General features: G+C 50.6%; 22 protein-coding genes. 2 read left to right on the top strand and 20 right to left on the bottom strand.

Going from position 1 to position 20,381, the window contains the following annotated elements; all coding sequences use genetic code 11:
* Positions 1-6: 6 nt before the first annotated feature.
* From ACJ8PL_RS11045 to ACJ8PL_RS11140, 20 genes are all read right to left on the bottom strand, one after another.
* Positions 7-1,866 (bottom strand): type IV secretory system conjugative DNA transfer family protein, encoded by a 1,860-nt coding sequence (locus tag ACJ8PL_RS11045; protein ID WP_442531165.1) that lies wholly within the window; start codon positions 1,864-1,866, stop codon positions 7-9.
* A gap of 746 nt (positions 1,867-2,612) precedes the next feature.
* Positions 2,613-2,918, bottom strand: coding sequence for a hypothetical protein (locus ACJ8PL_RS11050; protein ID WP_094898014.1), 306 nt, complete (start codon positions 2,916-2,918; stop codon positions 2,613-2,615).
* 18 nt (positions 2,919-2,936) lie between these two features.
* Positions 2,937-3,239, bottom strand: a complete 303-nt coding sequence (locus tag ACJ8PL_RS11055) for a TrbM/KikA/MpfK family conjugal transfer protein (RefSeq protein ID WP_094898015.1) — start codon at positions 3,237-3,239, stop codon at positions 2,937-2,939.
* Between the two features lie 49 nt (positions 3,240-3,288).
* Positions 3,289-4,317: a P-type DNA transfer ATPase VirB11 gene (virB11, locus tag ACJ8PL_RS11060; RefSeq protein WP_094898016.1), complete on the bottom strand. Its 1,029-nt coding sequence runs from the start codon at positions 4,315-4,317 to the stop codon at positions 3,289-3,291.
* Positions 4,307-5,602, bottom strand: coding sequence for a VirB10/TraB/TrbI family type IV secretion system protein (virB10, locus tag ACJ8PL_RS11065; RefSeq protein WP_049264836.1), 1,296 nt, complete (start codon positions 5,600-5,602; stop codon positions 4,307-4,309). Before virB10 ends, virB11 begins: the two co-directional genes overlap by 11 nt.
* Complete coding sequence (gene virB9 / locus ACJ8PL_RS11070) at positions 5,599-6,486, bottom strand: P-type conjugative transfer protein VirB9 (protein ID WP_049264837.1); 888 nt, start codon at positions 6,484-6,486, stop codon at positions 5,599-5,601. Before virB9 ends, virB10 begins: the two co-directional genes overlap by 4 nt.
* Positions 6,486-7,169, bottom strand: a complete 684-nt coding sequence (locus tag ACJ8PL_RS11075; protein WP_049264838.1) for a virB8 family protein — start codon at positions 7,167-7,169, stop codon at positions 6,486-6,488. Before ACJ8PL_RS11075 ends, virB9 begins: the two co-directional genes overlap by 1 nt.
* 222 nt (positions 7,170-7,391) lie before the next feature.
* Positions 7,392-8,423: a type IV secretion system protein gene (locus tag ACJ8PL_RS11080; protein WP_142471391.1), complete on the bottom strand. Its 1,032-nt coding sequence runs from the start codon at positions 8,421-8,423 to the stop codon at positions 7,392-7,394.
* Positions 8,424-8,434: 11 nt separating this feature from the next.
* Entirely contained in the window at positions 8,435-8,659 is a 225-nt protein-coding gene (locus ACJ8PL_RS11085; protein WP_071823624.1) for an EexN family lipoprotein, read from the bottom strand.
* A 10-nt stretch (positions 8,660-8,669) separates the two neighbouring features.
* Positions 8,670-9,386, bottom strand: coding sequence for a type IV secretion system protein (locus ACJ8PL_RS11090; protein WP_049264912.1), 717 nt, complete (start codon positions 9,384-9,386; stop codon positions 8,670-8,672).
* 23 nt (positions 9,387-9,409) lie between these two features.
* Positions 9,410-12,157, bottom strand: coding sequence for a VirB3 family type IV secretion system protein (locus ACJ8PL_RS11095; RefSeq protein WP_442531166.1), 2,748 nt, complete (start codon positions 12,155-12,157; stop codon positions 9,410-9,412).
* Positions 12,158-12,168: 11 nt separating this feature from the next.
* On the bottom strand, positions 12,169-12,447 hold the full coding sequence (locus tag ACJ8PL_RS11100) for a TrbC/VirB2 family protein (RefSeq protein WP_047611357.1): 279 nt from the start codon (positions 12,445-12,447) through the stop codon (positions 12,169-12,171).
* Positions 12,447-13,094: a lytic transglycosylase domain-containing protein gene (locus tag ACJ8PL_RS11105; RefSeq protein WP_270221635.1), complete on the bottom strand. Its 648-nt coding sequence runs from the start codon at positions 13,092-13,094 to the stop codon at positions 12,447-12,449. Before ACJ8PL_RS11105 ends, ACJ8PL_RS11100 begins: the two co-directional genes overlap by 1 nt.
* A gap of 68 nt (positions 13,095-13,162) precedes the next feature.
* Positions 13,163-13,384, bottom strand: a complete 222-nt coding sequence (locus tag ACJ8PL_RS11110; RefSeq protein WP_094898021.1) for a hypothetical protein — start codon at positions 13,382-13,384, stop codon at positions 13,163-13,165.
* Positions 13,385-13,780: 396 nt separating this feature from the next.
* A complete protein-coding gene (locus ACJ8PL_RS11115) occupies positions 13,781-13,990 on the bottom strand; it encodes a TraR/DksA family transcriptional regulator (protein ID WP_009635174.1) in 210 nt (69 codons plus the stop codon).
* Positions 13,980-14,567 carry a DUF2857 domain-containing protein gene (locus ACJ8PL_RS11120; protein WP_094898022.1) on the bottom strand — a complete coding sequence of 196 codons (588 nt, stop codon included), beginning with the start codon at positions 14,565-14,567 and terminating at the stop codon, positions 13,980-13,982. Before ACJ8PL_RS11120 ends, ACJ8PL_RS11115 begins: the two co-directional genes overlap by 11 nt.
* 14 nt (positions 14,568-14,581) lie before the next feature.
* On the bottom strand, positions 14,582-14,776 hold the full coding sequence (locus tag ACJ8PL_RS11125; protein WP_009635172.1) for an AlpA family transcriptional regulator: 195 nt from the start codon (positions 14,774-14,776) through the stop codon (positions 14,582-14,584).
* Positions 14,777-14,914: 138 nt separating this feature from the next.
* Complete coding sequence (locus ACJ8PL_RS11130) at positions 14,915-15,841, bottom strand: hypothetical protein (protein ID WP_120150989.1); 927 nt, start codon at positions 15,839-15,841, stop codon at positions 14,915-14,917.
* Positions 15,842-16,061: 220 nt separating this feature from the next.
* Positions 16,062-17,255: an MFS transporter gene (locus ACJ8PL_RS11135; protein ID WP_024359931.1), complete on the bottom strand. Its 1,194-nt coding sequence runs from the start codon at positions 17,253-17,255 to the stop codon at positions 16,062-16,064.
* Between the two features lie 3 nt (positions 17,256-17,258).
* On the bottom strand, positions 17,259-17,963 hold the full coding sequence (locus ACJ8PL_RS11140; protein ID WP_024359930.1) for a type 1 glutamine amidotransferase domain-containing protein: 705 nt from the start codon (positions 17,961-17,963) through the stop codon (positions 17,259-17,261).
* 142 nt (positions 17,964-18,105) lie between these two features.
* Between ACJ8PL_RS11140 and ACJ8PL_RS11145 the strand changes: the two genes are divergently transcribed.
* Together ACJ8PL_RS11145 and ACJ8PL_RS11150 are read left to right on the top strand one after the other, a co-directional pair.
* A complete protein-coding gene (locus ACJ8PL_RS11145; RefSeq protein ID WP_032693554.1) occupies positions 18,106-19,023 on the top strand; it encodes a LysR family transcriptional regulator in 918 nt (305 codons plus the stop codon).
* A gap of 425 nt (positions 19,024-19,448) precedes the next feature.
* Positions 19,449-20,351 (top strand): LysR family transcriptional regulator, encoded by a 903-nt coding sequence (locus ACJ8PL_RS11150; protein ID WP_015689822.1) that lies wholly within the window; start codon positions 19,449-19,451, stop codon positions 20,349-20,351.
* Positions 20,352-20,381 lie beyond the last annotated feature (30 nt).

Here is a 20,381-nt window from a genome sequence, read left to right on the forward strand (position 1 = left end):
CGCTCCTTAAAAATCCAGCGGGGACAGGTGTTCTCCCTCATCAGGTTGGGGCTCTGCCGGTTTGACTTCGCTTCCGTTGAAGAAAAGATCCGGGTACGTTGTCATTACATCCTGTATGGATGGTTTATCATCCTCGTCAAAATCCAGTGCGATTTTCACCGGTGCCGCCGATGCGGCAATATCAGGGGAAACCGAGAAGATTTTTAGCTGACGCTTTCTGACCTTTATCGGTGAAATCAGTGAAGCAGAAGGTAGCGTTTTTGTCGTAAAGATAAAGCTGACAAAATCGGGCAGGTTCAGGATCATATTGCTGTCGGTAAAGAAACGCTCGGCCTGCCTGATGGTGCGTTCACTGTCGATAGTCTCTGTCAGCACGGCGTCGGTTTTCGCTTTGCGGACCTCATCATCGACTAATATGGTGCCTGACATTCTGGCTACCCATTCAGCGGTATCCGGGTCCATGACACGATAAACCAGTTTGAATTTGGCATTTTCAACGACCGCGCCGACAACGGCGTCGCCTTTCAAATCTGCCGGACAGTCTTTTAAATCGGCAATCGACTGATGGTCCATAATAATATGCACGCCTTTATCGCGTGCCGCGCCTAAACCTTCCAGCGCTGGCCTGGATAAATGGTATTTCAGTTCGGAAAGATAAATAGCAATGGGGCGGGGTACGTCTTTCACCCGCTCGCGCCTTTCTGCCAGCTGGTACAGGCGAACCAGCAGCATGCGCTGCGCGGTAATGATTTTGCTGTTGCGCATTGAACCAATTACATAACAGCAACCGCCTTTCTTAAATATCGTATTAAGCGAAAATCCGGTGGGGGCATTGATGGCATTGAGCAAGGCCAGCTCCTCAATTTTCCCGAAAAAGGCTTTTATCTTATCTGCAATACCCTGAACGTAGTTACCGTTATACACATCCCGAATGGTTGAGGCAGTATTACGAGTGACAAATTGTGCGGCTATCCGGGCCGCTTTCCGATCGTCAATCCGATAAAAGTCAGATTCCTGACCTTTCTCTGCCAGGCTGAACCCGGCAACAAAAAGCTCTTCCAGTTCATCGGCGGTGATCTCTTCAATCAGGTTTAACTGGTATTGGGGTTTACGCAGGTCAATCAGGGCAAAAGGTTTGCCTGCATCCTCACAGGCCTTGCGGTAAAGGTGGGGTGCCCATTCATCATCCTTCGGGTCCATCACAAATACGCCTTCACCAGCCAGAATACTTTGATAAAGTAATATCCCGGTGGCAACGCCCTTACCGGCTCCGGTGGTGCCGATAATATCCGCGTGTTGTTTTTGCCAGTCCTTTAACGGCAGGTACATCGGCTGAATATCGCGGTCCATGCCGATAAATAATCCTTTGCTCAGGTCGATATAATCCAGCGGGTCATAATGCAGAGTTTCCGGCAGCAGGGATTTCACCGTGCGGACATCGGTGCGCAATTCCCGTTCAAGCGTGGTTTTTCTGACGAGGTGCTTCTTTATTTTGTCTAATTCAGGTGTTAATACCCTGCGCAGCAGAATATGCAAAATAAAACCCGTTACGGTAAAGGCAATCAGCACTGGCCATGCCAGATCGGGAATGCTGGCGACTACACGGCCTTTATAAAGCCACTGGAAAATCCAGATAACAACTGGGGCCATCGTACCGGAAAGAAAACACAGCAGGGAAAAAGCCATAATCAGCTTTTGCCACAACGGGGCTTTTTGCCGTTCATCGCTTTTCATCGACGCGAAAAACGGCATCGTCAGCCCCGATAACAGCGCCAGCATCAGTTGATGCTGTTGCATAAAAGCAATGAAGCTCAGCGCGCCATTCACTATCGGCGACAGTGAAACGGCCAGTTTATTCAAAATCACGATGCCTCCTTCGTCAGCAGTTCGCCCCATGACATCGCCCCATCAGTTCGCCCCACGGTGTCGGGCGAAAAGGCGGGGCGAACGTCAGGGACGAAGAAGGTGGCCGCTATGCGGCCATGTGCAGGAAAGCATGCTTTCCTGCACCAAACGGCGTGCGCCAGTACATGCGGGCTGGACGCCCTTATGATATGTCACATGGGGGTAATGTCGTGGCTGGACGCCGCGCCAAAACCCCCAACGTCAACGGCGGCACACCGTCGCCCGCTACGCGCGACCACCCCCTTTAAGACGGTCGCTTTCGCCTTTTTCTTCCCTTTGCTCGTTCCTCGCAGCGGGAATAAAAGGGAAGCTGACCTTTAAAGAGGGTGGTCGCGCCACGCTACCGGCTTTGGGCCGGAGACTTAGCCGCGACGGTGTGCGGGGCGATGCCCCCCAAATAAACCGCTGTCGTGGGCGACAGCTTTTCGCTCGCTGGGGCGGCGAAATTTATTCGGCTCCCCCCGGCCGGCAAAATCCGCGTGGGCGCGGCTGTTTGCCGGTGAGGCACGGCGCCTGAACTATTTTCGCTCCTTAACCCGCGAAAATAATTCTGTCCGCTGCCTCATTTTTACGGCCCGCATTTCTTCACTCCTTAATTCGCGAAAAATGTGGGGCCGTAAAAACCTGAAAACCGTCACGCCTTAAGCAAGAGTCGGCTGAAATATTTGGGCACTATAGGAGACCTGCGAATAAAACTAAGGCAGGGATTAATATTGGCTCTCACGGATTTCCCTGATGATGTCGGAATAACACTGACGACTTTCTTTAATGCCGGTTTCATCAAGCGTAAATCCTCGTAGGTTAGCTTCTTGTGTCAGCGTTATTCTGTCGGTGGCGTTCAGCGTTTGCATCAACTGCAATAACCGGCAGACAACCCGGTAGTGATAAATTTCATAATAAAGGCCGCATCCGTGCATCGCCTCATTTTCAATGTGCTCAATAACACAGGCTGCGCGAATGGAATCTCCGCGCTGACGTGTCCAGGGATGCTGAATAAAACCCGGTTTTGTCATGATGACTACCTCCGTTAATTAACCACGCATGCGGCCAAATTTATTGATAATCTGGCTGATAATTGCCGGGTCTGCCGAATCACACTCAAGTAAAAACGATTTTCTGGCATCGGCAGTATGGTCTGGCAGAAAACCGTGCTTGTTCTTTTTCACGATATTAAAGAATGCACGTTCAGCAGAATGGCATTCATTGCCGCCGCCGTTCCCGGTGGCTTTACCGTACATGCATAACACCACTTCACAGGCGTCAGCGGCCATGACGGAGGTTGAATATGACGCCATAGCGCTGAGTAATAATGCGAAGGATATTACTTTTTTCATTTCGGTCACCTTCATATTTAAACGAGGGTTGCGTAATTAGATATTTTATTTACTGAATCCCTTTGCTGAATACACCTCTCATGTCATTAAGATGAAGGGGTTTAAAATAAACATCACTCATCCGGCGTATGTCACCGTGAATATCAATGCTGACTATCACATCAATGCTCTTAAGCACCTTGCGTAACAGCACCTCAAAAGGAATATTCTGGCAGTCGGGATTTTCATAACAGCGGTCAATTAACCCTTCAATACATTCTTCCGGGCTGCCCGCATGCAGGGAAGTCATTAATCCCTCATGCCCGGAACCGACGATTTTCAGTGCATCCCAGGCTTCCCGACCGCGAATTTCAGCCAGTAATATCCGGTCAGGGTTCATACGATAATTGGCGCGTATCAGCCTGCCGGGCGTGATAATGGCATTATCCCCGGCATCCGCCGGATAAAAGAGATGGACATAATTGGTGTGGTGATAGAACCGGATTTCGGGATTATCCTCGATGGTGGTCAGCCTGAGGTGCCGGGGAATAGAGTGCAGCAGCGTTTTCATATAGGTGGTTTTACCGGAGCCGGTTTCACCGACGATAAAAATCGTCTTGCCGTATTCCACTGCCTTTTCCATAAAGCGGGAAATATCCCCCCCTTGGTAATAGCGGGTCAGTTCAACATCTTTGCCTTCCGTTTGCTCCTTACCGGTCACCCGGTTATAAAATCCCGCATCAATCCATGACTGATGCGTTTTCTGCCCAAATGAGGGCTTGCGCAGCGTAATAGACACGGTATTGCGCTCACAGGCCGGGGGAATAATGGCCTGAATGCGCTCGCCTGATTCAAGCGTGGCGGAAAGGATCGGCGAGGTGTCGTCGATATTATCGTCCTGCCACGACGCCAGCGCTCTGGCAAAGGCGTAACACTGGCGCAGCGTAATCGGAGCTTCATGTCTTCGCCATTTCCCCCGGATTTTGGTATGCAGTTCACCCGGCCGGTTAACGGCAATTTCCGTCAGGCCGTCCTGCGCAATAAACTCACCAAACAGCTGGTTTTTCATAAAATCCAGCGACAGGTTTTCAGCGTTCATACCACCTCTTTTTCAGTCGCAGCTGCCAGACGGATGAGAAATCAATATCGGTGCCGGTCATGATGCCGATGACATCACCCTGATTCAGGTACAGGGTGGGCGGGATATTGATGCTGTTGTCCAGCGTCGTTTTCGCCATTTCCGCCGTGGCGGCGCGGGTGTTTTCGGTGTAGTCGGTATTGCGGTCTTTCCCCGGGGCAGCATCCGACGCCGCCGCAGCCACGTCCTGCACGGTACTGAGCATCAGGGCATTGCCGAAGCGCTCCCAGAAATGGTTGTCGATCCAGCCTGAGATCCCCGCCTCGCCGAGCGGGCCGCTGGCCTGCGTATCAGTTAGCGGGATTTGCAGGCTGCCGGGCTCAGGCGTACGCAGCTCCGTCCACAGCACAAACATCCGGCTACGTCCGTGTTGCAGCGCCCCGGTGCGGTAGATGCCACGGGCGACCGTTCCCGCCGGGATCAGCGTCACATGGTTGCTGGCGCTGTAAACATCTTCACTGACCAGGCAGGAAATATGCCCTCCGACATCGGACACGAAGCGCCACATCATCGAACACGGGATATAGCGGTCCACCGGGATATAGAGATCCGGATCGAGACCCAGTCGTCTGACGCCGGTGACACGGGCGACGCCCGGATTGTCGTTGTTACCCGTTTCCGGTGCGGCAGTCTCCGGGCAGCGCAGGCGGCCATCCTTTCCTCGGGTCAGTACTGACGGGCAGGATGTGTACGTTGTGGATGATGACCGACTGTCGGACGTTTCTGCGTTGCTGCGCGTTTCACCCGGGGACGTGCGTGCATTATCGCCCGGCATTGGTCGGGCGTTGTTCACTCCGTCAGCCAGCGCGGCTGCCTTGTTCAGGGCTGGTGGCAGGGTGGGTGCGGGAGTGGCGGCCTGGCGGGCAGGGTCTGTTCCGCCCTGTGCGCGCGGCCCGAACAGGCCAAACGGGTTACTGTCCATGCCCAGATTTTGACGCTCATGCAGCGTCTTCCCGGCAGAGGGCGGCGGCGCGGTGTCGGCTTCTTTCTCATTACCCCCTTTCAATGCACTGAAAAGACGATCGCCGCCGGATGCCAGGGCGATCACCAGCGTCAGACTCAGCAGGCTGAGGATCAGCGTGCGGCGACCGGATGCCTTACGAAAACGGGTCACTTCCGGCTGGCCGGGCGGTGTTCTTTGCTCCGGCTCCTGATACGCCATTGCCGCACGGGCGCGTTCGCGGGCTTCCGCTTCCCGCTCTGCGGTGGTTTTTTCCGGTTCATCCGGGACAGGTTTATCGGTCATTTGGCCTCCAGCGTAACGGACGGTGAAACAGTGTCGCTGCGGGTTATCGGAATGCCCCCGAATCCGTCGTTTTCGATCCCCACCACCGAGGTGCCGTAACGCAGCACCAGTTGTGGCGCTGCCGGCACTACCATCACGATGTAGTTACCCTGTTTAACCGTCCGGGGCGTGACTGCCTGCTCCTGTCCGTTAACCACCCGGAAAACGGAAGGCAGGGTTCTGCTGGGGGAAAAACCGATATATGCAAAACGACCATCATCCCAGGCAAAATCCGGTGCGATGGTGGCCGAACCGGCGGCGACCCGTTTGGTGTAGCGCCAGTTGCGTGGCGTGCTGGCCTGTCCGAATGCCGCCGCTATCTGCTGCTTCTCCTGTCTTTCCCGCTGCTGCGTCTGACGTGCGGCGCTGGCGGCGGCGGATTGCTGGCGAACCTCGGCCGGATAGTGGTAACGGATAACGAACGCCTGCGCGGGGGAATCGTGGTCCAGCACGTTCAGCTCCAGGCTGTAATCACGCTTTGAGGTCACCACGAAGAGGTTGGTCTTCCAGTCCTTTGCCGTGGGCAGGAACACCTGGCTGACGTTGTTGCCGCTGGCGTCCGTCACCGGCTGGGTGATGGGATTCGGGCTGACGTCCACCCGGTTATCACTTTTCGTTACCGTCCAGCCTTTGGGAAAGCCCGCTTGCGCATCAATCACAGCTTCATCGCCGTCAAACAGCAGCGTGGTGACATAGCCAGGGCGGGTATTCACCACGGTGGCGTTCTGGCTGTTATACGATACGTTCTGCATCCGGCTGTCATAGGCGCTGCCGCGCGGGGTGGCGGCGCTCCATGTCGCGCATGACGCCAGTAAGCCCGCCAGGAGCAGGATGTTTTTCAGCATCATTCGCTCCTCAGTTCTTTATCGCGCTGGTAGCTGGTGACGATAAAGCCCAGCGGGTTCACTTCACGCTGACTGTCCGTCAGTTGCTGATGCGGGACATAACGATAAGTCAGGCGGATATTCCAGAAGTCCGTTTTCACTGAATTATCAGAAATACGGCGAAGGGTACGCTTGATACGCAGGGTTGCCAGGTTATCCGGCCCGGTGGCAGGCGCATGCACATTAGAAATAATGTCGATATAGACGACATATTCGGCTTTATTAAAAATAACGTCCGGAGCCTGGTCGCCGTTAAACCCGTCCAGATAATCCCGGTTCACGCTGTCACTGTTAAATAACTGTACGTCGTCATAATCACGCTGGAGGGAGAAATAATTATACCCTTCGCGGAGTCTGACATAGTGTGCCGCCAGTGAATGGGCCAGCGCTTTTTCAGACGCAATATCCCGCTCTTTAATGCGGGTCATATACTCATATCGACCGGTCTGTTTATCCACCGACCACAATTCAATGTCAGTGGTTTTCAGCGGCAGCAGAATAATCATGGCCGTAATTGCCAGTGCAGCCAGAATCAGCCCGGCAGCGGCCACCCGCCAGGCGGTTTTGCGGGAACGCTCTTCCTTTTCCAGCAGGATGGATTCAAAAGAGCGGGAAACATTAATGATGCGCTGAATATCAGACATGGTGAGTCAGCTCCTGAATTATGGCGGGGGAATTCACCGGCTGGGGATCGCCGGACACCGGCGGGAGGTCGCCCTGATGCTGCGCGCAGCCCGTAAGCGCGCACAGCATCAGAAGCAAGATGCTGAATTTCATGGAAGCCTCTTATCGGATAAGTGCAGGAAAGCCGCACCGCTGGCAGAGGTTACGGTGTGACGGGGAAAAGAAATTAGCGGTCGGAAGGATTAACGGTGACGCTGCTGATTCTGGCGTTTCATGCTTTCGATGGCGGTGGCACGTTTCTGCCAGGCGTTCACGGCTTTGCCCGCCCCTGCGGCAATGAACCTGCCGGTTGTCGCGGCTGCTGCCATGCCACCTTTGGCGGTCAGTCGGCCCCCGGCCTTTATGCCGGGTCTGGCGACGTCGGCAGATTTGCTCGCCAGCCCGCTCAGTCCGCTCATGGCTGCACCCTGTAACACGGCCTGCACGGCGGCACCGCCTAATGCGCTGGCAACTTTTGCCGAGAAGTAGATGATGACGCCTGAAATAACACCGGCGACACAGCACTGAACGCCGAGCGTGATGATATTGGCGTTATCCGCGAAATTGACCGCCTTATCCAATATTTCGTTCAGATAATTAATCACTATCCTGATTGATAATGCTGAAAACATAATCGTCAGAATAACGGTAAATATAGTTTTCAACCAGTTATTGAACATGGAGGTTAGGAATCTATATAGCAGGCAGAAAATAAAAATCGGCGCGGTAGTGGTCATTAATACTATTGTGATTTCGGCTAAAAGATTAACGGTCGAGCCGAATAGCAGGGTAACGATAGCGCCTCCCCAGACCAGAACTTCAGCAATCCCTCCGTTAAGTTTTACATAGTTGGAATCATCATTTTGATAAAGTTTTTGTCCGATTGCCTGTGCTTTTTCCCATACGGTATCGAGCAATGCCCAGACATTATCGTCGCCGCTGACACCATCTTTTAATCCATTAATGGCTGAGATGGCTAAATCCAGCCAACTGCCAAGATTTAAAACGAACGTCATGATCAACAACATTCGTCCGACATCCCATACGACATCTTCTATCGGGGTTTGAAGTTTTCCTGCCAGAGTCTGATACCCACGATAAGTGATAAATAATGTAAATGAACTGACGGCGATAACACTGATCATATTGCCGTACACGGAAGTTTGTCCCTGTAGTACGGCATTTAAACCGCCAGTGATAGTGTTGTTCATTCCAACAAACATACCACCTGACATAGGTCACCTCGTTAATTTAAATCGGGAACCTTTGCATTCCCCTGACGGAGTTCAAATCGTGCCTCACGTGCGTTTTTACAATCCATGGAATCATCACCGGATGATTCGCACGTCTTATATCGGATATTCATTTCATCCTGGTGTTCTTTATACCATTGCGTTGATTTCGGGTTATCACATCCTGTCAGTAATAAGAATCCTGAAATAATTGGAATCAACAAAATTGATGTTTTCATGTTTGCCCTCTCAATCATTAAAATCAGGAACAGGCGCGGCGAGTTGCTGCTCATTGAAAGCCTTTTGCCGCTGCTGAGTCAGCATAATGGAACGTTGCTCTGCCTGTTTGACTGACATTTCCCACTGGCTGGTCAGCGCATTCAATTGTACGCTTTTGGCTGCGATGGCGTTAGCCAGGTCCTGCGACTCTTTCGTATCCTGCGCATTAGCAATACGGTCTGATAAATCTGATATATCGTCGAGCGTGTCCGTGATCTTGTTTTCAACCTCGGACGTATTTTCTATCACTACAGCCTGATTCAGGATCATCTGTTTGCAGCTGTCCAGATAGCGTGGTGAAGCGCTGGACGGGTTACAGGTATCGAACGTTTTATATTTGTTATACAAGCTATTCAGTTCAGACGAATATGACCCGCTTTGGTTGCTCAGCAGGTCATCCAGTGAAATACCGTTTTGACGAAAATTTTCAATATCGGTTTTCAGACTTTTGGCCTCGCGGAGAAATGCCTGAACGTCCCGCACGCCCGTTGCCGTGGCTAATTGCTGCTTGTAGGCATCAAGTTCACTTCTGTAATGGGTGACGGTTTCCTGCCATTGCTGGAGTTTCTGGATCCACTGATTCATGGATTCGGTATTCTGTACGGCGTCGAATACCGGTATTCCGGCGCTCATCGCCTGGGTGGACATCAACAGCGAGAATGCCAGTATGAGTTTTCTGAACCGCATTTTCATTACCTCCGTCGTGAATATTACAGGGCTTGTTCAAGGAAGGCGGCTTTCCAGTCATCAGGCTGCATACCTTCCTGATACAGGGTGTCGAACAGTTTCAGGTTGTCTTCGCTCCCGCTCAGCATTTTGGTGAGTTTCCCGAGGCCCGATAAATCCATTTTCGCCACAGCCACAAAAGGCCGGGTTTCACCTGCGCGTAATGGCGTTTTCAGAACCACCATGTAGCGCTCACCCGGATCGAGGTTTCTGACGATGTCGTACACGCTTTCCGGCACTTTCATCTTTTCCACGTAATCCGCCCGGCTGGCCTTCGGGTTGGCGAGAAAAATCTGCGTACTGCACTGCTCGATAATCGCCGGGGCAATAGGGTGCTTGACGATTTCGTCAGGTGACTGGGTGGCGGGGACGAAGATGCCGTTCAGCTTGCGGATCACTTTCAGCATATTGAGCGAGAAGCGGGAGAATTCGACATCGGCCAGCCATTTCCAGAACTCGTCCATGAACATCACCAGCCGGCGACCGTCCAGCAGGCCGGTGACGCGGTACAGCAGATAAAACGTGATGGGGCCGCGAACATCGTCATCATCGAGAAATTCCGTACCGTCGATACCAAAATTTTCGACGTCGCTGATGTTGAAGGTGTCCTCCTCATTGTCTAATACCCAGCCGAACTCGCCGCCCTGCGCCCACTGTTTAAGGCGAATACGTAGCCCGTTGATGCGGGCGTCGGGGGTTGGTGGCTCCGGCAGGACTTCCAGCAGCCGGGTGATACCGAATTTGCGGTATTCCGGCGGGTAGTCGAGCATAATGGTATCCACGGCGGCACTGATGCGCTCCTCATCGCGCGGATCGAGCGGCTTGCCGTTGCGGCCGCACAGCATGCGTACCAGCCGTTTGATAAAGCTGATATTCCGCCGGGTTGGGGCCAGCGAAAACGGGTTGAAACCGGTAGGCACGCCGGTGCGAATACGAAAATAACGCCCGCCCATCTGACGTATCGCCATCTCCGCCGCCCGGTCCTTATCAAAATACACCGTGGTGAACCGCTGGATTGTGGCTGAGGCGCTGAACGTCGCCGGATTGCGGTACTTCTGCATCAGTTGCTGCATCATGGTCATCAGCATCGTTTTCCCTGAGCCGGTTTTCCCGATAATCGCCGTATTACCCGGCGTTTTTTCGTTGAAGTCATCCCGCCCGCTCTGGCTGTCGTGCAGGTTCAGGTAATACCCGCCACCACCCGGTGATTTGAGGATGGCGATGGCATCGCCCCAGGGATTACCGCTCCGCTTGTGGGAATGAAAATTGTGCAGGCTCGCCAGGTCGGCAAAGTTCTGGCTGCTGACGGCCACCAGACGGGGGCGCAGCGTATACACCCCCGGCAGTTGCGCCAGGTACGCGGCGGGCAGCGACAGCGTGGACAGTGTCGTCATGATGCCGAGGTCGGCGAAAGGCTGTGCCAGCGCGTTGGCATCCTTCACCACCAGCTCGGGGCTGTCTGAAGATACCAGCAGGGAAAAGTGGTATTTTCCGCAGGAGACATGCCCGGACTGGAGCAGGTCACGCAACACAATCAGCTCTTCGCGCTGCGAAATGGCGTCGTCATCTGCCGAAGTCAGGCGCTTTTCCGCTAGGCGAATATGCTTCTGCGCCTCATCGCGGGCCATGCAGGTGAAGGACTGCGTCAGCACATACTCGCTTTCGGCATACAGCAGCGCGTCCAGCAGGCCGGTCGCGGTCTCCGGCGAATAATCTTTGATTTCCAGACTGCGGAAAAAGCGGGAGCCGCTGACCGTCTGGCACTCGGCGGTGTCGGTGGTAAAAAAGACATCCGGCGTGCTTAACGTTTCGTAAAATGGTGCACGCGTGACCGCCACCTTTTGCCATTGGCCAGTGAGCAGGCGGTGATAAAAGGACAGTTGGGCGGAATACACCCGCCGGTTTTCTTCATACATCCCCAGCGGCGTCGCCGTATAGCGGGACAGCGCCGAATCCAGCGCCTCCAGGTGTTCCAGCATCACTTTCAGAGCATCATCCAGCGCCGCTTTGCGTTTACCCGATGGCTGCGCCTTCATGGCCTGTTTCTCAAGCGGAGAGAAGGGCACATAGCAGACGGTGAAAAACAGCCGGTGCCGCCAGAACGGCTTTTCGTTGATCGGCTGGTAATACCGCCGGGTCACTTCATCAGAAAAGGGAATACCTGAATTCGCATCAAAGCCATCGTGGTATTTCTCCCGGATACGGTGAAGATAGAAAGTGACCGGCAGACCTTCATACGCACGAATAACATTATTGAGATGCGTCGCCATTAACGTCAGGTGATGTTCATCCTCGCAATCAAAAATGGTGCCCTCCAGCTCCCAGCTGGCAACCAAATCACCCTGGCGGTTTCTGATGACGTGCGGGTGAAGATGGGAGGAATACGGAATGTATTTATCCAGCGTAACGTGCTCGTTTAACTTCATTTTTTCAATAAACTCCGAGACGTCGACGGCGTCATATCGGTTTGCCAGCAGGGCATTGGCACCAAAATGTTTATTGGTGCCAAACCGGCCACGGGTTTTAAAGGCCAGCCAGAGCAGGCCGAAATAGTGAATATCGGTTCTGGCCTTTGCCTTCATCTCCAGCCAGGCGGGAATAAGCAGTAATATCAGGTAATAGCTGACATAGACCGCCAGCAGGACGATGGCCCCGCTGACCATCACGAACGGCACGAGGGGAATGCCGGCTATGGCGGCAGGTCGCGTCAGCGCTTTGTTCAGCGTAGCCATCGTTGCCTCCCTTATGACGCCCAGTAGGCACCGAAACCTGACGCACCGACGATAAGGATGGCGCCAATGATGACGTTGCGCATGTCATGCAGGCTCTTGCCGTCAAATAAGACTTTGTATCCCACCCACATGGTGGCCAGCGTGATGGTGACGGCGGCCAGTCCGAGCAGGCCGGTAGAGGTGTTGCTCAGCGTCTCATTGGCTTTATTAAACCCGCTGTCTGCTGCCAGCACCGGGCTTGCCATTAACAGGCAAGTGAGGACGGGCCAGTCAGTCTGTTTTCGTTTCATCATTGTTCCTCCTGGGGGCCGGGGATGGGTAACGCGCCGCGTATCACGGCGTTGGGGTAGCGCAGGGATGTCAGAACTGGCGTGGCGTTATCGGTAAGCTCGCCACGCATGACGGCGGTGGGGTAATGGATTTCAGGCACGAGCTTTTCGGCAGGAGGTCGCTGCCGGTCTTCCCGCGTTGACGGTACGGCGTAGCCGATGCGCTGGATGTAACTGGTCTGGTTAAACGCGGATTCCGGCTGTTGGCCGGTCGTGAAATTTCCTGAGTAGTAGCAACTGAGCGCACGCTTGAGGGAACCGCCGCGGTGGTAGCAGTCGGTGAGGATGCGCTCAAACACGGACAGGTTGGTACAGGGGTCAAGAAGGTCACGGGCGGTCACGTCGTAATGTCGGAAGTTGGTGCTGGTGATTTGCATCAGCCCGACCGAATAGCGTCGGCCCTGTGCTGCCAGCCGTCCGGTGAGGCTGACGGCCTCATTTATGCTGGCGGGGAAATGTGAAGTCACGCCTTTGCCACCGGGCAGGATTTCAGCAATGGCATACGGATTCAAACCGGATTCGACCCGCGCCACATCAAGTGCCGTCGACGGGTGAACGCTGGCGGCGCACTGCATCGACAGCGTAAGAAAGGCTGTGGTGGATAGCATGGTGGCCTCTTAACAGTCAGCCCGGCGGGTGTATACCAAGCCCCTGCCGGAGGAAGGTCAAAAGCGGATTAAGCAGAGGCGGTATCCTGCGAAATGCCGCTATCTTCTCTGGGTTCAAGCAGCACCAGCTTGCCGGAGACAGCAATACCGGGTGTCAGCATGATATTCAGGCCAGACTTACCGTTATGAGCGAACGCCACGCCAACCTTGGTCCAATACGTGTTTATTTCGCCCTGTGCATCGGGTTGACTTTCCTGGGTGACAAATACGTGATAAATGGGTTTTCGCATGTGGCCTCCTCTACTAAAAACAACGATGAGTTAAAGAAATGTCACATCCCAATTCTGCATTCCGGTTTTAACGGGTCAGCGAGAACATTCAGCGGCACCCTGAATTGTGGTTTCGTGACAGCCCGAACCTTATTTTTAAAGAGCAACGCCTGATTCAGGCGAATTTACGTCAATACGGGTAACTATTATGTAATGACGCTTTCAGGATCAGATATCCGGGGCGGTATATAAACGATAAATTCAAAGTTAAAATGAGAGAGATGAATTAGCGGTAGAAGGGGATAAGCTTTGGGGTAAATAAATGGAAGTGAAATAGTTAATAAAGAAGACTGTGTATTCATAGTTAATGATAGAGACATGCAGGGGAAATATTCCTGCATGTCTCTGTGACCATTATTAACGTCTTCGGCGTTCAAGTTTTTCCTGACATTCCGTGCAGGTGGTTATGCCCGGAAGTGCCTGCCGTCGCTTTTCAGGAATGGGCTTACCGCATACACGACAATGGAATAATGATGGCGTAGACCCTGGCTTAAAACGACTCTGTTCAATCATATCCTCCAGTCGTTGCTCATTAAATTCCTGATCGCGGTCAATCTCATCTGGCATGGGCGGCCCTCCGGTCTGACGCCTCCTGTTCGCAAAGTGCGATACGCTTCCAGACGATGGTCAGTGACAACCCTTCGACTTTCGGCAGCAGGGTTTGCGTTACCTGCATCATGGCGGCCAACGCATCGGTCGATTCCAGGTTGGCCACCCGGCATTGTTGCCATTGCCGCCAGATGGCCGCATCCGTCTCTTCGTCCGGCTCTGGCGTCCGGCCATAAGGCACACGGACGCCCAGTAAGCGGCGGCGAAGGCAAACTTCGTTGGAGGTGAGGCCAAAATACTTATTGAGGAGCGCAATTGACCCACCCAGCCGGATAGCGTGGTTGATACGTTGCTGCTGCAGAACCTCCTCACGGGATTTCGCCAGAAGCAGGTGTAACGCGTCGTGATGAACCGTCACAGCCAAAAACTGCGCAGACTCCCGACTGAGGATAAACAGCTCGTCTAGTGATAATTGGTTGAGGGCATTCATTTCGTCGAAAGTGAATCCTAGCGATTCACAGTAACGAATGTTGCCCTCCTTCAATGCATGCAGGGCATCGGTTAATACGGCGTAATTAAGTGATGGGATAATCATGGTATTATCTCCCTTCAGCCTATTGAGCGGCGGACTAATTTAATATTGATCCATTCGTCAATTTCCGATTCGAGCCAGGCGACACTGGCCGGGCCAATCTTGATTGAGCGGGGGAAGGTGCCGTCTTTCATATACAGATAGATTTGAGAGCGCTTCAGGCCAGTTTTTTCTTCAACCTGTTTCAGACGTAATAACTGATGAGATGTCACGGTATTCTCCTGTGGCAGATATAGCGCTAGCCGGGAGAACACACGACAACACAAAATAGTGGTGTGGAGAAAGCTGATGAGCCCGTATTACGGGAAATACAATCCTTAATACGGGTTTTCATAGCGAAGGGCATCATCTTACTTTTGTGTTGGCAGGGAAGGGGGCGAGCCGCGCTCAAGCGCAGTCTTGAGCGTGTCGCCACTGAATCGATCGGTAATGCCTTCCTCAGATGCCCATTGTTCAAAAATGGACAGTAGTTTATACGGTTGCATGATTAACGGACTGATAGTTTCATTATTTTTGCAGGCAAGCCAGAAGAGGCGTGATAGAGGGGTGGATATCCGAGTTGGAGACGGTTGAAGTATTTCTTTTTCGATCGGTTTGTTGATCAACTTATCAAGTTCACTTTTTCTGAGGACAAAGCAGGCATCACTCGGTAATTCATGCATAGGAAAATAATATTTATGCGAATCTTTCTTTGTAGCGTTTAGTATTATATCTTCGTAATCATCTGATGAAATATCTTTAGGTAGCCTTTTTACGTGTCGTTCGATTCTTTCATGCCATGTCATCTTTTCGAAAAGTTGAAACGATTCCCCCAATAAACAGACGGTAATACCATAATTATTCGACTTTGCTCCTGTTACAGGTGATGGTATCTTTAATGAATGTGCAAGTAAACGCTGTATAAGGACATATTCATAGCCGAGTAATGTTGTGTCAATGACTCTTTGTACAGGGTGGATATATCTTCCTTCAGTACTGAAAGTTAAATTGTTCTCGTTGACAAAGGAACTTTCGGCAGGCATGAATGATTTCATCGTTGACGAATTTTTTATTGGTCTTAGCTTTAATTTATGATTTCGTGATTTAATTTTCCTCAATATTACTGGGGATTGAAAATATATTGAAAACCGAATTTTCCCTTGCAGAGCAAATCGATAAAAATCACTTTTTCTTATTTTACACCCATTCAATGCATTGAGAAGTCTTACCGCCTCCCTTATAGTTATCCAGTCTGGAATTCCATCTCTAATGTTTAGGCAAGTTGGATTGTCTGACATAATACATCTCCTTTCACACAATGATATTGCTGATGAATTTCGCTGTGTTTTTGAAAGATGTTTAAAATTCTGATTGATATGAAATAGATCAGAATGACATGGGCGGATTTTATAAAATAAAAAATAACCTATGTTTGGTTGTGACATTTTTCAAAGAGGTAAAATAAAATGGCTCAGTGATTTGGTGTTCACTGAGCCATTTTAAATGCTATGTGTACTATCAGGAGTAATCGGAGGTGGTGCGTCTTTTATTAGAATTTATTTGTAATAACATCCATAAAATACCAACGATTACTACTCCGCCTCCAACCCAAGTAGGGCTTGTAAGACCAGTAACATCCAGTGCTACCCCCCCCAATAGCGACCCTAATGCAATTCCTCCGTTAAAACCGGCAATATTCAGTCCTGCTGCCACAGCTGGAGCTTCAGGTGCATGTATGTGAGATAGCCCTATCACTCTTGCTTGCATTGAGGGGACCGCTGCGTATGTCAATGCTCCAAGCAACCCAATAAACAGTGCCATTAACATTAAGGATGAGACAGAGAACCACATAGCAAAGAGGACGATCGCCAGACCAATAAGAATTGTCATCACGGCACGATCTGCACCTTGCTTGTCAGTCAGGCGACCACCCCAAACATTCCCGATAGCGGCCATCACGCCGTAGACCAACATAAGCAAACTACTCGTACGCTCGTCTACATGCGTTACCTGAAGTAGAATCGGGGAAATATACGTATACAGGGCAAAAGATCCTGCATAGGCCAAAACTGTAATTCCTGCTCCCGCAAGCAGTAGTGGGTTGAACATGGCTTTTAAACCGTCCATGGCATTTGCTTGCAAGGAGGGATCATTTTGATCCGTGGGCATCAGCATTGCCAATCCAATGAAACCGATCGCTCCACTTGCCGTTACTGCCATGAATATAGACTGCCAACTCAACAGACTACCGATGTAGGTACCAAGTGGTACGCCTAATGCCAACGCAATTGTAAGACCGCCAAAAACGACCGAAACAGCGGCGCCAGCACGATGTCGCCCAGCCAGTTGGGTTGCCACACTTGAAGCAACAGCAAGAAACACTCCGTGCCCTAAACCGGAAGCAAATCGTGCAATCAACATAGGCGTTAGGGACTCAGACGCACCGACGATACCATTGCCAACTGTAAACAGGCCCATAGCAACAAGTAATAATCTTTTACGAGGCCATCGTGTTGCCAACGCAGTTAATCCCGGAGCACCAATTACGGCACCGAGGGCGTAGGCTGTCACCGCTGTACCTACATGACTGACACTGACGTTTAGATCAGCTGATATCCTGGAAACTAAGCCGATCGTGACAAATTCAGTGAATCCCAAAGCAAAAGCGCAGAGTGCAAAGACATATATAACAAAAGGCATGCGTTCTTTCATAACTCAGGCTCTTCTATTTTCAATAGAAGCCAACAAAGGCAGCATTGCCTCAGCGACTCCTTTTGCGGAAGCGGGATTCTGTCCGGTCACTAATCTCTCGCTGACAATCACCTGTGGCTGAAAATTTGCGGCTGCAAGATGCTCAGCACCTCTTTGCTTCAGCGTGTCTTCAAGTAAGAATGGAACAATGTCGTACAACCCTACAGCACGTTCTTCATCGTTGGTAAAAGCTGACACCTTTTTGCCCGCAACCAGATATTCATTATCGGAAAGCCGAATATTCACCAATCCGGCGGGGCCATGACAAACCGCAGCGACAACGCCACCCTTTTCATAAATTCGTGATGAAACACCCGCCAACTCTATATTGTCAGGGAGATCCCACATCGTCGCATGCCCTCCTGCATAGTAGACGGCGTCATAGACGTCAGGATCAATCTGCGAGGGTTTTAATGTGGTTTTAGTTGCCTCGCGTAAGGAATCATTATTCCAAAAGGAGGCGTTAACCGGATCGCTGAGGTCTAAACCGTCAACATGTGTCTTGCCTCCCTTGGGACTCACGAAATCAATTTCATATCCTTCTTTTGTGAGTACATCGTAGGGGTGAGACACCTCAGAAAGATAGAAACCACTGGGTGCGGCATCTTTACTCTCGGCTTGACCTTTACGGTCATGGCTGGTCAATACAAACAGGATACGTTTGGGCATTTTAACTTCCTCTATATGGGGGGACTTAAAGCAAAATTCTTCTGATTGCATGCGACATAACAGACTTGTCATATTGAGTCTTATTGTGGAACAATCTATTTATCCTTTAAATAGACCTAAACGGACAAACACTTACCCCAAAATGAACAAAATAAACTTGAGAAATGACGACCTTGAAGTGTTTTTACACGTCGTCGACAGAAACAATTTCTCTGCCGCAGCACGAGACCTACAGATACTCCCCAAGATGGTGAGCAAGCAGATAGCCAGGCTGGAAACTGCACTTGGCACTACACTTTTTGAAAGAAACACCCGTAATCTACGTATTACAGACGAGGGCAGAGCTATAGCTGAGAGGGCTCGCGTAGCGTTGGCCGTTCTGGATGAGATGAAGGAACTTTCCCGAGGGGATAGTGAGGAGTTAAGCGGAAATATTCGTTTGACTGCGCCCGCACCGTTTGGCCGAAAATATGTTGCTCCTGCGATCGCTGCATTCTGCCAAGTACATCCGAGGGTGGGCTTTGATTTAAGGTTATCTGACCAAATCCAGGATCTTTACAGTGGTGATTTCGATCTGGCTATTCGTATGGGGGATCTGGCTGATTCTCGCCTTCTGGCCAGAAAAATAGCAAATAATAGACGTATTCTCATCGCATCGTCCGAATATCTGAAGAATCATCCACCCATTGAGCGACCAGAAGATCTTTTAAATCACAACTGCTTAGTATTCGCTTACCCGGGTTTTTTACACAACTCATGGACGTTACGTAAAGCCGGTCATGAAAGAAGCATCAGCGTTACTGGCAACCTTATCAGTGACAACGGAGACGTATTGCATGCCTGGAGTTTGGCGGGGCTTGGCATATCTCTTCGAGAAACTTGGGATATTCATGATGAATTGAGAGCTGGGAAACTTTGCCGAGTTCTGCCTGATTGGGAAGCAAACACATCTCAGATCAGTGTTGTCCGGGCGCGGCGAGAACCAATACCCCGTAGGCTAAGTGTATTTATTGATTTCATGACTGAAAAATGGAAACGGGCACCATGGGATGATGATTAATGTTCCGAGAGGTAGTCCGAACCGGTCTAAAAGAAGCTAACCGCTTCGCTGACCAACGGAATTTGTGATAACTCGATTTGAGTTGAGGTCGTCAACGTTAATAGATAAAAATACAATGATTGTTTAGTCAATTTAAAGGTTTAGCGACTATCACTCCCCAGAGTATGTAATAGAAGACAACACGCCAATCCGAATCTCATGGCATGCTTGAAACCTTAATGCCAACCAGTATAACGCACGTAAAATATAGGTATATCAATGGGTTATCTTGATATGTTCTATCCTTGCCCTATAAAATCCTTTAATTGTTAAAATAAGTTAATATGTATAGAAGCATTAACGGAACATGTTTATAACATAATACTGTGCAGGCTTTCGATTTTATGTCGTAATCGGAGAGCTTCAGGCTCTTAAGGATGCGCAGTATGAGCTATCTGGTTCAGTTACGAAGTTTTGTTGAAGTATACAAAGCTGGTTCGATTTCAAAAGCGGCAATGCGGTTGGGCATAAGCCAGCCTGCAATGTCTGCCCACATTCATTCACTTGAGGCTTTTACCGGGTGTGTTCTCTTTACTCGTCGTTCACATGGTGTGGTGGCTACAGTGGATGGGGAGGAATTGGCGAGATTGGTGGCTTCAGATTTAGAAACTATTGAACTGAAGTTGTCGATGCTTAGATCACGTACAAGAAAGTCCTCGGGGACAGTATCTTTCATCGGGCCAGCAGAATTAATGTGGTCAAAATTACCGTACTTGGTGAAAATATTATTCAATGAAGGTATTAAATTTAAAGTTTTGACAGGAAATAGGAAGCGCATATACAGCTGTCTTCTGGACGGAAGTTGTCAACTAGGTTTCACAACTTCTATGCCGGATAAACAAAAATTTGGATATGCTGAAATTGGAATGGAAAAGTTAATAGTTGTGGTAGCGTCACTCATAGCAGACAACTTCAAAGAAAATGAGGACGTGATTGATACGCTGTCGAAGCTTCCTCTAATAGCTTACGATGAACAGTTACCCTTGATAAGGGAAGTTTTCCAGGATTCTTCGCGATTTTTTGCACTGCTTCGTCCGTCTATTACTGTACCGGATTTGCGGATTTTAGAAAGAATGATCCGAGAAAATATTGGTTGGACTGTGATGCCTGAGTATTTATGCGCCCAAAGCATAGCAGGAGGTCAGATCGTTGAAGTGAATGTCCATGAGAGACTCCCTATAAATTCAATCTATTTGGTATGGATTGATAGCTCATTACGTAACCCACTCGTTTCAGGAATAAGAGACAGAATTCTCGAACTATCAAAAAATAGCGGATTTATGGTTTGAGATACATAAAACAGGCAGCCTTATCGGCTG

The organism is Serratia sp. CY83965 (assembly GCF_052166375.1).
In the GTDB taxonomy this organism is placed as follows: Bacteria; Pseudomonadota; Gammaproteobacteria; order Enterobacterales; family Enterobacteriaceae; genus Serratia; species Serratia marcescens.

Coding starts and splice junctions, on each gene's coding strand:
- ACJ8PL_RS11050 (WP_094898014.1), bottom strand. CDS start 2,918: ATGACAAAACCGGGTTTTATTCAGCATCCCTGGACACGTCAGCGCGGA.
- ACJ8PL_RS11055 (WP_094898015.1), bottom strand. CDS start 3,239: ATGAAAAAAGTAATATCCTTCGCATTATTACTCAGCGCTATGGCGTCA.
- virB11 (WP_094898016.1), bottom strand. CDS start 4,317: ATGAACGCTGAAAACCTGTCGCTGGATTTTATGAAAAACCAGCTGTTT.
- virB10 (WP_049264836.1), bottom strand. CDS start 5,602: ATGACCGATAAACCTGTCCCGGATGAACCGGAAAAAACCACCGCAGAG.
- virB9 (WP_049264837.1), bottom strand. CDS start 6,486: ATGCTGAAAAACATCCTGCTCCTGGCGGGCTTACTGGCGTCATGCGCG.
- ACJ8PL_RS11075 (WP_049264838.1), bottom strand. CDS start 7,169: ATGTCTGATATTCAGCGCATCATTAATGTTTCCCGCTCTTTTGAATCC.
- ACJ8PL_RS11080 (WP_142471391.1), bottom strand. CDS start 8,423: ATGTCAGGTGGTATGTTTGTTGGAATGAACAACACTATCACTGGCGGT.
- ACJ8PL_RS11085 (WP_071823624.1), bottom strand. CDS start 8,659: ATGAAAACATCAATTTTGTTGATTCCAATTATTTCAGGATTCTTATTA.
- ACJ8PL_RS11090 (WP_049264912.1), bottom strand. CDS start 9,386: ATGCGGTTCAGAAAACTCATACTGGCATTCTCGCTGTTGATGTCCACC.
- ACJ8PL_RS11095 (WP_442531166.1), bottom strand. CDS start 12,157: ATGGCTACGCTGAACAAAGCGCTGACGCGACCTGCCGCCATAGCCGGC.
- ACJ8PL_RS11100 (WP_047611357.1), bottom strand. CDS start 12,447: ATGAAACGAAAACAGACTGACTGGCCCGTCCTCACTTGCCTGTTAATG.
- ACJ8PL_RS11105 (WP_270221635.1), bottom strand. CDS start 13,094: ATGCTATCCACCACAGCCTTTCTTACGCTGTCGATGCAGTGCGCCGCC.
- ACJ8PL_RS11110 (WP_094898021.1), bottom strand. CDS start 13,384: ATGCGAAAACCCATTTATCACGTATTTGTCACCCAGGAAAGTCAACCC.
- ACJ8PL_RS11115 (WP_009635174.1), bottom strand. CDS start 13,990: ATGCCAGATGAGATTGACCGCGATCAGGAATTTAATGAGCAACGACTG.
- ACJ8PL_RS11120 (WP_094898022.1), bottom strand. CDS start 14,567: ATGATTATCCCATCACTTAATTACGCCGTATTAACCGATGCCCTGCAT.
- ACJ8PL_RS11130 (WP_120150989.1), bottom strand. CDS start 15,841: ATGTCAGACAATCCAACTTGCCTAAACATTAGAGATGGAATTCCAGAC.
- ACJ8PL_RS11135 (WP_024359931.1), bottom strand. CDS start 17,255: ATGAAAGAACGCATGCCTTTTGTTATATATGTCTTTGCACTCTGCGCT.
- ACJ8PL_RS11140 (WP_024359930.1), bottom strand. CDS start 17,963: ATGCCCAAACGTATCCTGTTTGTATTGACCAGCCATGACCGTAAAGGT.
- ACJ8PL_RS11145 (WP_032693554.1), top strand. CDS start 18,106: ATGAACAAAATAAACTTGAGAAATGACGACCTTGAAGTGTTTTTACAC.
- ACJ8PL_RS11150 (WP_015689822.1), top strand. CDS start 19,449: ATGAGCTATCTGGTTCAGTTACGAAGTTTTGTTGAAGTATACAAAGCT.